11 protein-coding genes are annotated in these 12,084 nt (G+C 70.0%); 8 read left to right on the top strand and 3 right to left on the bottom strand.

Features of this window, described 5'->3' with window-relative positions:
- Positions 1-23 precede the first annotated feature (23 nt).
- The 6 genes from IE325_RS41405 to IE325_RS41380 all read left to right on the top strand — a co-directional run bounded on the left by IE325_RS41405 (position 24) and on the right by IE325_RS41380 (position 7,998).
- Positions 24-740, top strand: coding sequence for an HAD family hydrolase (locus IE325_RS41405; RefSeq protein WP_190075351.1), 717 nt, complete (start codon positions 24-26; stop codon positions 738-740).
- Positions 741-921: 181 nt separating this feature from the next.
- Entirely contained in the window at positions 922-1,794 is an 873-nt protein-coding gene (locus tag IE325_RS41400) for a GntR family transcriptional regulator (protein WP_190075350.1), read from the top strand.
- Between the two features lie 224 nt (positions 1,795-2,018).
- Positions 2,019-4,202, top strand: a complete 2,184-nt coding sequence (locus IE325_RS41395; protein ID WP_229912428.1) for a phosphotransferase family protein — start codon at positions 2,019-2,021, stop codon at positions 4,200-4,202.
- A gap of 81 nt (positions 4,203-4,283) precedes the next feature.
- On the top strand, positions 4,284-5,180 hold the full coding sequence (locus IE325_RS41390; protein ID WP_190075349.1) for a hypothetical protein: 897 nt from the start codon (positions 4,284-4,286) through the stop codon (positions 5,178-5,180).
- 40 nt (positions 5,181-5,220) lie between these two features.
- A complete protein-coding gene (locus IE325_RS41385; RefSeq protein WP_190075348.1) occupies positions 5,221-5,889 on the top strand; it encodes a TetR/AcrR family transcriptional regulator in 669 nt (222 codons plus the stop codon).
- A gap of 51 nt (positions 5,890-5,940) precedes the next feature.
- Positions 5,941-7,998, top strand: a complete 2,058-nt coding sequence (locus IE325_RS41380) for a HelD family protein (RefSeq protein WP_190075347.1) — start codon at positions 5,941-5,943, stop codon at positions 7,996-7,998.
- Positions 7,999-8,044: 46 nt separating this feature from the next.
- Here IE325_RS41380 and IE325_RS41375 read toward each other — a convergent pair whose 3' ends face one another.
- The gene (locus tag IE325_RS41375; RefSeq protein ID WP_190075346.1) at positions 8,045-8,884 is read right to left on the bottom strand and encodes a nitroreductase/quinone reductase family protein; all 840 of its coding nucleotides are present in this window, start codon (positions 8,882-8,884) and stop codon (positions 8,045-8,047) included.
- Positions 8,885-9,098: 214 nt separating this feature from the next.
- Between IE325_RS41375 and IE325_RS41370 the strand changes: the two genes are divergently transcribed.
- Positions 9,099-9,656, top strand: coding sequence for an HAD domain-containing protein (locus IE325_RS41370; RefSeq protein WP_190075345.1), 558 nt, complete (start codon positions 9,099-9,101; stop codon positions 9,654-9,656).
- Here the strand turns inward: IE325_RS41370 and IE325_RS41365 are convergent.
- Positions 9,625-10,518 carry an NAD(P)-dependent oxidoreductase gene (locus IE325_RS41365; RefSeq protein ID WP_190075344.1) on the bottom strand — a complete coding sequence of 298 codons (894 nt, stop codon included), beginning with the start codon at positions 10,516-10,518 and terminating at the stop codon, positions 9,625-9,627. The genes IE325_RS41370 and IE325_RS41365 overlap by 32 nt on opposite strands.
- Positions 10,519-10,569: 51 nt before the next feature.
- On the opposite strand from IE325_RS41365, the gene IE325_RS41360 reads away from it, so the two are divergent.
- On the top strand, positions 10,570-10,917 hold the full coding sequence (locus IE325_RS41360; protein ID WP_190075343.1) for a winged helix-turn-helix transcriptional regulator: 348 nt from the start codon (positions 10,570-10,572) through the stop codon (positions 10,915-10,917).
- Between the two features lie 140 nt (positions 10,918-11,057).
- Here IE325_RS41360 and IE325_RS41355 read toward each other — a convergent pair whose 3' ends face one another.
- Positions 11,058-11,993, bottom strand: a complete 936-nt coding sequence (locus IE325_RS41355) for an NAD-dependent epimerase/dehydratase family protein (protein WP_190075342.1) — start codon at positions 11,991-11,993, stop codon at positions 11,058-11,060.
- Positions 11,994-12,084 lie beyond the last annotated feature (91 nt).

Here is a 12,084-nt window from a genome sequence, read left to right as displayed (position 1 = left end):
CTGATACGACGCAGACTGAACCCGTGACCGCAGAGACCGAGAACGACACCGAACAGCTACGGGAACTGATCACACGCGCTCGCGTCGTGCTCTGGGACTTCGACGGACCGATCTGCCGCCTCTTCGCCGGCCACAAGGCGGAACGGGTGGCGATCGACCTGGTGGACTGGCTGGAGGGCCGCGGCCTGCACGGACTGCTGACGGACGACGAACGGCAGTCCCTCGACCCCCACGTCGTGCTGCGCGCAGTGGACCGCAGACACCCCGGCAGCGACCTGGTCGCGGAACTGGAGGAACGTCTCACCCAGGAGGAACTCCGCGCCACCTCCTCCGCGATGCCCACGGCCTACGCCGACCCGCTGATCCGCACCTGGACGGCGATCGGCTCCCGCCTGGCCATAGCCACCAACAACTCCCCCCGAGTGGTCCGCACCTACCTCGACGGCCGCGGCCTCCTCCCCTGCTTCACCCCCCATGTCTACGGCCGCACCCAGAACCTCCACCAACTGAAGCCGGACCCGCACTTCTTGAGGCAGGCGTTGAACGCGATGGGCGCGGCGCCGGCTGCTGCCCTGATGATCGGGGACACCCCTTCGGACCTTGTGGCGGCGAACAGGGCCGGGGTGCCGTTTCTGGGCTACGCGCGTAACGAGCGGAAGGCGAAGGTCTTGCGGGAGGCCGGGGCCGAGTCGGTCGTTCAGTCGTTGGGGCCGGTTCTGGAGATGCTGCGGGCTGAGTAACTGGGGCATTCCTCCACCTGCCTTCCGGTTTCCTGCAATGCCTCAACCAGTCGTCCAATTGGACTGGTTGACTATCAGTGGTCTGCCCGGTCGTGGAGATCCCTTAACCAACAAGCCTGTGTGGTGGGCTGGTTGACTGGATGCTGGTTTGGGACTGGACCGGAAGCGGTACGGTCCATATGTGGACGCACAGCAGAGCGGCGACGGTGGCGGCAGGGAGTTCCAGCGGGTCGCCGACGAGTTGCGTGCGCGGATGGCCGACGGGGCCTACCCCCTGAACTCCTTCCTCCCCTCTCAGCGTCTCCTCGCGGAGGAGCTCGGAGTCTCCCGGGACACGGTCCAGCGGGCGTTGCGGGAGCTGATCGACGAGGGGTGGATCGAATCGCGGCAGGGCAGCGGCTCCCGGGTCGTCAAGGCCCAGCGCATACAGTCCTCGACCCCCAGGGCCACCAGATCGCGCCGGGGCATCACGCTTGAGTCCCTCATCAGCGAGGTCTTCGAGCAGCCCGAAGTGACACTGGACGTCTACACGTTGACGTCCGAATCCCTGTACTGGCGTATCCAGCAGCAGGCCGAGCGGATACGCAGTCGTTCCATCAGCCCTCGGCGCATCACCCTGCGCATGCTCCTGCCCGCCGAGACGCAGCCGCTGCCGTATCCGAGCGTCAAGGACGACAAGGACGACCCGCGCCCGCGGGAGCGGATGCGCGACATCACGGAGCGGCACACGACGTCGCTGCGTCAGTCGCTGATGTCCCTCAAGACCGACGGGTGGGTCTCATCGGTGGACATGGAGATCCGCCGGGCGCCACTGACCCCGGCTTTCAAGCTCTACCTGTTCAATGGCGACGAAGCGTTGCACGGGCCGTACGAGGTGACCGAGCGGACGATCGCGCTGGAATCCGGTGAGGAGGTCACCGCGCTCGATGTGCTGGGCCTCGGTGCCACCCTCACCCACCACGTCAAGGATGACGATCCGAACGCGTCGGGGACCGTCTTCGTGGAGAGCATGCAGAAGTGGTTCGACTCCGTCTGGGACCTGCTGGCGGAGTAGCCGGTCGCGTGCGCTAGCATGCCCGCACCGATTGAGCAACCGGTCCCCGTTCGTGCGTAAGTGATGGCGAACAAGCCAGACGGCGAGCGGCCCCGCAAAGACTTCGTGCAATGAGAGTGGCGGACCACCGTTCGCGCCGCTCACGCCTCACTATGTCGTGCGGGGCAGAACACCACGTGTTAACCGTTTGGCAAGACCACCCTCGTCATCATCCGGAGCGGCCAGTGGGCGCACCACCCCTTCCCCGTCCTGTGCATGGGGAGCGCGCCACGCCCGATGACGCGATCAGAGACTTCGTATGGCAGGCCGAGACGCTGGGCCAGGCGAGCAGCGGCCACCACAACCGGAACCATGTGCTGCCGCTCACGGGTCCCGTGGCCCCGCTCGTGGGACTGGACGTCGGCACGTCCGTGACCGTGCGCGTCCGGCGCGCCGAGGCGCTGCCCGTGGTGATCAGGACCTGGAGCGACGAGGCGCAGATCCTCGACGCCATCAGGGGAGTGCTGCCCCATGTGCCGCGGTGTCTGGTCAAGCGGGACGGCTTCTCGATCCACAGTTATGTGGAAGGCGTGCCGCTGTCGAGCGTGTGCGGGAACGGCAAACCCGTCGACACCCTGGTCGTCAGGGCACTGGCCGGGCTGCTCGCCCAGATGGCGCAGGTGCGCCGGGGCGCGCTGCCGCCGCTGCCGGCGGCCTGGCCGCGCAACGACATGGACAGCCAGGGGTTTCTGCGGACACTGGCGCATCTCGCCGACCGTCAGATCCGGCAGCCCAATTGGCATGCCTTCGGTGGGCTGTTCGCGGCGCTCGGCATCCCCGAGGACGCCCTGATCCGGCTCGCCGACCGGGTGCCCGCCATGACCCGGCGGCCGTACAGCCTGCTCCACGCGGACCTGCACCGGGACAACCTGATCGTGTCCTACGACGGTGACCCGCCGCTCATCTGCGTCGACTGGGAACTGGCGACCTACGGCGATCCCCTGCACGACCTGGCGACGCATCTGGTGCGTATGCGCTACCCGAACCACCAGTGGGACGAAGTCATCGACGCCTGGGCCAAGGCCATGGGGGAGATCCGGCCCGCGGCCGTTCATGGCCTCGGCAAGGACCTGCGTCGTTACGTCGACTTCGAGCGGGCGCAGTCCGTCTACCCGGACATCATGCGGGCCGCTCGATCGCTTGAGGAACCGTTCACCCAGAACAGGCTCGACAGGGCTACGGCGGAGGTGAGCCGGGCCCTGGAGGCGGCGGCGGAACCGCTCAGGCTGGGCAGTGTGCCGAGCGAGCGGGAGATCGAACGCGCCCTGTTCCGATGGCTGGCGTCACGCAGCCACGGTGGCATCAACGGGCGGGCCTGGGTCAGGAACGCCTTCACCTGGAAGGCCGACCGCCGGCTCCCCGAGCGCACGGACTTCCCCGCCTCGGCCGTACGCAAGGCCCTGCTGCTGGAGGGCGCCGCCCCCGCGGACCGGGTCTTCAAGGGGACCGGGCACCTGAACACGGTGGTCTCGGTGCTGGGCGTCGACTTCCCCGTGGTGGTACGGCGCAGGTTGCCGAACGTCTGCCGCCGGGAGCCCAGCTTCCTCAGCGAGCACGCCGTGCTCCGCGCGATCGAGGAGGCGCCCATCGAAGTGGCGGCGCCAAGAGCCCTCGCACTGGGCGAGAGCTACGCCAACGACTCGTTCGCCATTCACACCTACGTCGGATCGCCCGACAAGCCGCCCAGCCACCCCGTGCACGGCCTCCTTCCGCACGAGGCGGACGGGCTCGTGGACCAGCTGTGCGCACTGACGCAAGTGGACTACAAGCAGGTCGATCCGGCGGCCGGCGAAGGCGGCTTCTTCCAGTGGCTGCGAGAGCAACTCGGCATCCTGGTGAGAGCGTTGCCGAAGGAGTCACAGCAGCTGGCCCGGCATCTCGGACTGCCCGACGCCGACCGTCTGGGGGAGATCCTTTCCCGGCACGAGGTGAGTCACCGCGCCCCGGCTCTCCTGCACGGCGACCTGAACCCGTGGAATCTGGTGCGCCGCGACGACCGCCTGGCGCTGACCATCATCGACTGGGAGATGGCGCTGGTCGGCGACCCCTTGTACGACCTGGTCCGGCACATGCACCTCACACCGACCCGGCCGGAGATCCGGGATCGTATGTTCCGGCTCTGGGAGCTCAAGCTGCCGAGCGGGTGCACCCTGGACTGGCGGCGGGACTGGCGGGTCTACAAGGGCATCGAAACCGTCCGTTCCGCCTACGTGGACCTCGACCGCCTGGTCACCGGAGTGAGCCTGGACGCACCCAACGTCCACCGCGCGGTGAACTCGTACCCCATGACCCTGGCCGCGGCCACCGCCTTCCTCGGCCTTCCGGTCCGTCCGACGGCGAATCCGTATCTTGCCCGCGCCCTGGCCTAGGGGCACCATGATTCACCCAAATGTGTTTTGCCCACGGGCATATGACGGTCCGTCGGCAACGCGGCGGAGGGTGGGTCGGGGATGTCCAGCGGGGGAAACGGACCGACTGGCGACGGGGTGGGGCAGCGGCTGAGGCGGTTCCAGGAACGCTTCGAACCGCTGGTGACCCGCGTCGTGCTCATCGGCATCTTCGTCACCGGCTTGATCGCCCAGTTCGTCAAGCCGGTCGGTGAGGCGCTGGAAGGCAAGGCCTTCCTCGGCGGAGCCCTGCTCAGCCTGGTCGGCTATGTGCTGTACGACGCGGTCCGGGAACTGTCCTCCTCGGTACGCGTGCCGTCGCGCGCCCTGGTGAACTCCAGCCAGCTGGGCGGATTCGTCAGCGAGGCCTTCCAGGCCAGGCGGGTGGAGATCAGCTTCCTCGGTTACACCGGCGAGACGCTCTACAACGAGCTGTACCACCGCTTGGAGGGCCTCTTCGACAACCCGGGGCCCACCAGGAGCGTCCTGGTGCGCATCCTGGTGCCGGACTTCGGGCAGCCCATGACCGTGCCGTCCAGGGTCGGCGATGACACCGATGACACCCGCCCGGTGGACGACCCGGCCTTCCGGCTGCGCATGATCCGCCGCTGCCAGGAGTACGACGACATACTGTCCGACCTCGCCGTACGGCTCACCGCGCCCGGCAAACTGACCGTCCAGTGCGAGTACCGCTGCTATCCCGGCATCCCGCGCGACAAGATCTGCATCTTCAACCGGGGCCAGGTGCTGCACGGCCTGTACGACGTGTCGGCACGGATGCGGCTGCGCGAGTCGGGGCCGGAGTTCTACGACCCCAAGGGCTACAGAACCGATCTCAACGTGTGGTCGCGGGAGGGTACCGCTGCCGCCGAGGCGGCTGTCGCCACCTGGATCAAACACTTCGACGACCTCTGGTTCCTCGCCAAGAGGCCGGACTGGCCGCAGCGGGCCGCAGCCTGAGGCCGGTGGCCCCGGGCAGGTCGCGCGTAGGCTCACGGACATGAGCGAGACCGGCACGAGCGACGACCGCACCAGCACGGAGGTCGGGCTCCGCGAGCGCAAGAAGCGCCGGATGTACGAGACCGTCTCCGAGACCGCCATCCGGCTCTTCATCGAGAAGGGCTTCGACGCCGTCTCGGTCGCCGAGGTCGCCGCCGCCGCGGAGATCTCCAAGCCGACGCTGTTCCGGTACTTCCCGGCGAAGGAGGACCTCGTGCTGTACCGGATCGCCGATCACGAGGACGAGGCGGCGCGGGTCGTGGGGGAGGGGGCCGTGGGGGAGGGGCCTTCGCCCGTCGAGGCGCTGCGGCGGCATTTCGTGGACGGGATCGAGCGGGGCGACCCGATCACCGGGGTCAATGACCATCCCGCGGTGCTCGCCTTCCACTCGCTGGTGTACGGGACGCCGGCCCTGGTCGCGCGCATGTACGCCTATCTGGAGCGTTCGGAGGCCGCGCTCGCCGAGGCGCTCGGTGGCGGGTTGGAGGCGCGGCTCGCGGCGGGGCAGATCGTGGCCGTGCAGCGGATCCTCGCGCAGGAGAACTGGCGGCGGATCTCGGCGGGGGATCCGGTGGCTGAGGTCAAGGGGGACGCGGTGGTGGCGGCGGAGCGGGCGTTCGGGCTGCTGGAGATGGGGTTGTCGCCGTCGTTCACGCACTCGTCCGAGTGAGGCTCGGTAAATAATTTAACTCGGTCACGTTATTTGGGTACGCTCTTTTGCATGACGACGACCGACTCCGCCCTCCGGCACACCCTCGACCGCGAACGCGCTCATCACGCCCGCTGCCGCACCGCCCTCGCCGGCATGGTCGACGGCGCCGACGAACAGGTCGTCATCGGTGAGAACGCCTCGGCGTCCGGGGCCGACGCCGAGGTCCTCGGCTATCAGCTGCGCAGCCAGGCCAAGGCGCTGCATGAGCTGCCGGAGGGGCCGTTGTTCTTCGGGCGGCTGGACTTCGCCGCCGGGGAGCACCGGGCGCTGCACATCGGGCGGCTGCGGATCAGTGAGCATCCCGCCGAGCCGCCCCTCGTCGTCGACTGGCGGGCACCCGTCTCCCGCGCTTTCTATCAGGCCTCCGCCCGGGACCCGCAGGGCGTCACCGTGCGGCGGCGGTTCGGCTGGGCGCCGGGCAGCCGCGGGGATTCCACCGACCTGACCGGCCTGGAGGACGAGCATCTCGACCGGGGCGAGTCCCGGGCGAGCGAGATCGTCGCCCGGGAGATCGAGCGGCCGCGCGTCGGGCCGATGCGCGACATCGCCGCCACCATCCAGCCCGAGCAGGACGATCTCGTACGGGGCGACCTCGCCGTCTCCGTGTGTGTGCAGGGCGCCCCGGGCACCGGCAAGACCGCGGTCGGGCTGCACCGTGCCGCGTATCTGCTCTACACCCACCCACAGCGCATCAGGCGCGGCGGCCTGCTGATCCTCGGACCCAACCGGACCTTCCTGTCGTACATCTCCGAGGTGCTCCCCGCCCTCGGCGAGACCGGCGTACGGCAGTCCACGCTGCGGGACGAGATCGCCCGGCATCCGGTCAAGGGGACGGATGAGGCGCGGGCGGCGGCCGTGAAGCATGACGGGCGGATGGCGGAGGTGCTGCGTCGGGCCCTCTATGCCCGGGTGGGCAGAGGGCCGGGCATATCGGGACCGCTCGCCGTTCCCGACGGCTCCTACCGGTGGCGGGTCTCGGAGGAGCGGCTGCTGCGGATCCTGACCGGGGTGCGGGCGGAGGAGCCGCCGTACGCCGTGGGGCGGGAGCGGGTGCGGACACGTGTGGTGCAGATGATTCTGGAGCAGGCCGAGCGGCGCGGCGGGCCGCCGGGTGCCGCCTGGCTGCAGAAGATCTCGCGGTCGCGGGCGGTCGGGGCGTATGTCGACGCCGTGTGGCCGCGGGTCCGGCCCGAGGAGGTGGTGGCCGAACTGCTCATGGATCCGGGGGTGTTGGCGGAGGCCGCCGAGGGGGTGCTGGACGCCGACGAGCAGAAGGCGCTGCTGTGGGCCGTGCCGCCGCGGTCATGGAAGTCGGCGCGCTGGTCGGCCGCCGATCTCGTGCTGCTCGACGAGGTCGCCGGGCTCATCGAGCACCCACAGCAGTACGGCCATGTCGTCGTCGACGAGGCGCAGGACCTGTCGCCGATGGAGTGCAGGGCGATCGCGCGCCGGGCCGTCTTCGGGTCGATGACCGTGCTGGGGGATCTGGCGCAGGGCACGACGCCGTGGGCCGCGCGGTCCTGGCGGACGGTGCTCGGGCAGCTGGGGAAGCCGGACGCGGTGGTCGTACCGCTCACCCTCGGGTTCCGGGTGCCGCGTGCGGTGCTGGAGCTGGCCAACCGGCTGCTGGAGCGGGTGGATGTGGAGGTCCCGGCGGCCCTCCCCCGCAAGCGGGGGGACCCCCAGCTACGCGGGGACGGGGAGTTGCGGTTCCGGGAGGCGGGCGGCGATCTGCCCGGCGCGGTCGTGGGTGCTGTCCGGGACGCGCTGGGCCGGGAGGGGTCGGTGGGGGTCGTCGCGGCCGATGGGGAGGTGGGCCGGGTGCGGGAGGCGCTGGCGGCGGCCGGGATCGAGACGGAGGGCGCGGACGAGATGGGGGCGCGGGTGGCCGTCGTACCGGCGAGTGTGGTGAAGGGGCTGGAGTACGACCATGTCGTCGCCGTGGAGCCGGCGGCGATCGTGGAGGGGGAGGAGCACGAGGAGCGGGGGCTGCGGCGGCTGTATGTGGTGGTGACACGGGCCGTGGCGGGGCTGGAGGTGGTGCACGGGAGGCCGTTGCCATGGTGATGAGGGGCGTCGGCCTCCCGCTCTCCGGTCATGCCGCGTCCGCGTCCTACGCCGGGTCGAGGACCGGGATCAACTGCTCTTCCTCGTACGTCAGATGAGCCTCCAGTTCCGTCGTGAGGCGCTCCACCTCGGCGCGGGCGGTGGCCGGGTCCGGGTGCTCGGCGGTCACGGCGTGCCGCAGGTCCTCGACGAGGGCGGCGATGCGCTCATGCTCCTCCCGCAGCCGGGCCACGGCCGGGGCCAGCTCGGCATGGCGGTCGGCCAGGAACGGGAAGAGGGCCATGTCCTCACCGGAGTGGTGGTTGTGGAGACCCGCGCAGAAGGTGAGGCAGTTGACGCGGAGCTGGGCGCCCAGTGTGGAGCCCTCGGTCTTGGCCATCTCCTCGCGGATCAGGGCAAGTTCGCGGCGGAAGGCGTCGTGGACGACCTTGATGGCCTCGCCCATGGAGGACGCGTTGATGTTCGGGGGGCCGTCCTGGGCCATCTCGTACAGGGCGATCACCGGGATCACCCGCTCCGTCTTCTTCTGGTACTCCGCCCAGCCCGGATCCGCCTCCACGGCCCGCGCGAAGGCCCGGTCCCGCTCCTCGGCATCGAGGACGACCGCGCGCGCGTCGTAGGTGAACGCGCCGCTCTCGATGGTGACTTGGGGGTTCGCGACGAGGTTGTGGAACCACGCCGGGTGACTGGGGGCGCCGGCGGCCGAGGCGATGACCAGGACGCGGTCGTCGTCGGGGAGATAGCCGACGGGGGTGGTGTGGGGGCGGCCGGTGCGGGCGCCGGTGGTGGTGAGCAGAAGGAGACGGGCACCTTCGAAGTAGCCGCCGACGCGGCCCTTGTTGGCGCGGAACTCGTCGATGACCTGCTGATTGAAGTCGTTGGGCATTCTCTCGCTTTCTCTGTCGCTGATTTCCGTCGTTGGTTCCGTCGGTGGTTTCCGTACGGACGAAGGCGAAGAGAAAGAGGCGGGCCCCTGGCCCACCACCGCGACCTCACTCAGAGGCCGGGCAACACCCAACTCGCTCACGGCACAAGGCCGACCCGGCAGTCATATCGGTGACACTAGCGCAGTTCCCCTGCCAGGGGTGATCCTGTTTTCGATGCTCCTGTTCCTCGACGTCGACGGTCCGCTGATCCCCTTCGGGGCGGAACGTCCGTATCCGCTGCACGAGCCGCCCGGCACCGCGCCCGGCCGACCCGCTCACCCCCTGCTGACCCGAGTCGATCCCGCACTCGGCACCCGCCTGAAGCGGCTCACCGTCCTCGGTGTCGAGCTGGTGTGGGCCACGACCTGGATGGACGACGCGAATGCGGTGCTCGCGCCCTGGCTCGGTCTTCCGGCGTTGCCGCTGGTCGACTGGCCGGACGAGGACGCGGAACCCGCTACCGGGCCCCGCGCCCCCCACTGGAAGACACGGCCGCTGGTGGCCTGGGCCGCCGGGCGTCCCTTCGTCTGGGTCGACGACGAGATCACCGACGCCGACCGGGCCTTGGTGGCCGCCGAACACCCCGGGCCCGCTCTCCTCCACCGCGTCGACCAGCGCTACGGGCTCGGTGAGCGTGACTTCGCCGCGATGGAGGAGTGGATCACCGGGATCACCGGGAGTACCGGCGCTACCGGGGCCGTCAGCGCCGGGGGCGGCCCAGCATCTCCGTGACCCGCATGAAGCCGTCCGTCTCGTGGCCGAGGCCGATGGCTCGGCGGGCCTGGCCCTCGGCGGCGCGCATGACGGTCGCCTCGATGCCGTGGGACTCGGAGGCCTCGATGATGTGGGCCATGGTGGAGACGCCGGAGGTGATCGGGTTGAGCTCGCCCGAGTAGGTGCCCTCGTCGACGTCCCCCGCGAACTCCTCGAACAGCGCCGGCAGGATCGCGGAGATACCGGAGGCGAAGGGGGCCAGCTCGCGTGCGGTGATGCCCTCGGCCCGGGCGATGGCGACGGCGTGCGCGTAGCCCGCCATCGCCGTCCAGAAGATGTCGAGCAGGGCGATGTCGTAGGAGGCGGCCCGGCCGACGTCCTCGCCCAGGTGGGTGTGGGAGCCGCCCAGGGCGAACAGCACGTCCTGGTGCTCGCGGTACAGGTCCGAGGGACCGCTGTGCAGGAAGACTCCGTCGGGGGTCCCGATGGCCGTGGTCGGCGTCATGATCGCGCCGTCCAGGTAGCGGATGCCGTGCTCGGCCGCCCATGCGGCCGTGTCGCGGGCCCGGGCCGGGGTGTCGGCGGTGAGGTTGACGACCGTACGGCCCTTGAGGGCGTCGGTGACGTCGTCCTGCCGGAGGACGGCGTCGGAGGCGTCGTAGTTCACCACGCAGACGACGGTCAGCGGGGAGGCGGCGACCGCCTCCGCCGCCGAGGCGGCCGACGTGGCGCCACGCTCGACGAGGTCCCGGTCCCGCCCGGGGGTGCGGTTCCAGACGGTGACCCGCAGCCCCGCGTCCAGGAACGTACCGGCGAGCGTGCGGCCCATCGGGCCGAGACCGATGACGGTGACGGCGGAGTCGTGGTCGTAGGTGGGCATTGCTGAACTCCCTGTAAAGTACAGATAATTGATGGCAAAAGGGGTGGAGACATGACGAATCGGCGCCATGATCCGAACGTCTGCGGGGTGACTGCCGCGATCGCAGTGATCGACGGCAAGTGGAAGACATCGCTGCTGTGGCTGATGGAGTCCGGCCCGCACCGCCCGGCGGAACTGCGCCGCCGGCTGCCGGGCCTCAGCGAGAAGGTGCTGACCCAGGCGCTGCGCGAGATGGAGGAGGACGGTCTGGTGCACCGTGAGGTGCATGACGTACTGCCGCCGAAGACCGTCTACTCCCTGACCGACTTCGGCCGCGATCTGGCCGAGGCGCTCGGCCCGCTCTCAGACTGGGGCCACCGCCGCCTGGAGCGGCTGACCGAGGCCCTGCCGGTCTCCTGACCGGCACTGACTTCCTCCTCCTCCGTCCGCCGCCTCGTCGATCACCCACATCCAGGGTGCGGCGGCGGGGGAGCGCTGCCAAGTACGCACAAATAAGTGGGTATTGGTAGGCAGGCGCTGGGTGGCAGGTGACGCGGTTGCTACGACCCGGCCAGTTCCTCCCGGAACCCCTGCCGCCACGACGGATAGCGCGGCTCCCAGCCCAGCTCCCGCTTCGCCTTGGCGTTGGAGAAGCCGCGCCCCTCGGTCATCATCGTCACCACCACGTCCCCGGCCAGCAGCCGCGCCAGCCACTTGGGCACCCGGAGCGGAGGCTTGGCCCCCGCGCACATGGCGAGATACGGCAGCCATTCACTGGCCGGGGCGGGCTCGTCGTCGACGATGTTGAACACGCCCCGTGCCCGCAGCTCGACGGCCAGTACGGTGGCGCTCGCCGCGTCGTCCAGATGGATCCAGGAGCAGTAGCCGGTACCGCCCCCGACCAGCGGGAACTGCCGTTTGCGCACGAGTTCGACCTGGTCGTCGGTGGCGCCGGGCCCGTAGAACCCGCCGTAGCGAAGGACCGTTCCGTCGGCCTCCAGGACCGAGTCCTGGATGTGCCGGATCGCCTCGCCCATCGCGCGCAGCCGCCCGCTCTCCACGGGCAGTGGATCCTCCTCGGTCTTCACCCAGCCGCCCTCGCGGACGCCGTTCCAGATCGCGGCGCTCTGCGCGACGACATGCGGGACGCCGGTCGCCTTTGCGGCGGCCAGCAGATGGTCGGTGCCCTCGGTGCGCAGCCGGTTGGTGGTGGCGAACCAGCGGTCGAAGTGCCTGATGTCGGGCTTGCCGGAGTGCGGCTGGGAGATCGCCGTCATCTGGTGCACGATCACGTCCGGCCGTGCCGCGGCCACCGCCGCACCGACCGACGCCGCGTCGAGCCCGTCCATCACGACGCCCTCCGCGCCCATCCCCCGCACCAGGCCGAGCTTGGCCTCGCCGGTCGTCGTGGCCGTCACCTGATGCCCACGCTCCACCAGCCGCGGCACGAGCCGCCGCCCGATGACGCCGGTTCCGCCCGCCACGAACACACGCATGACTCTCACCGTCCCGCATCCATCCGGAACACATCCTTCGAAACCTTGGACGAGCCGGGCAGCCGGGTTTGTGACATGGCGTGGAGCTCGG

Source organism: Streptomyces lanatus, from assembly GCF_014655715.1.
Taxonomy (GTDB): domain Bacteria; phylum Actinomycetota; class Actinomycetes; order Streptomycetales; family Streptomycetaceae; genus Streptomyces; species Streptomyces lanatus.
Note: the sequence above shows the minus strand (reverse complement) of the source record. Positions and strands in the feature narration are given on the sequence as shown.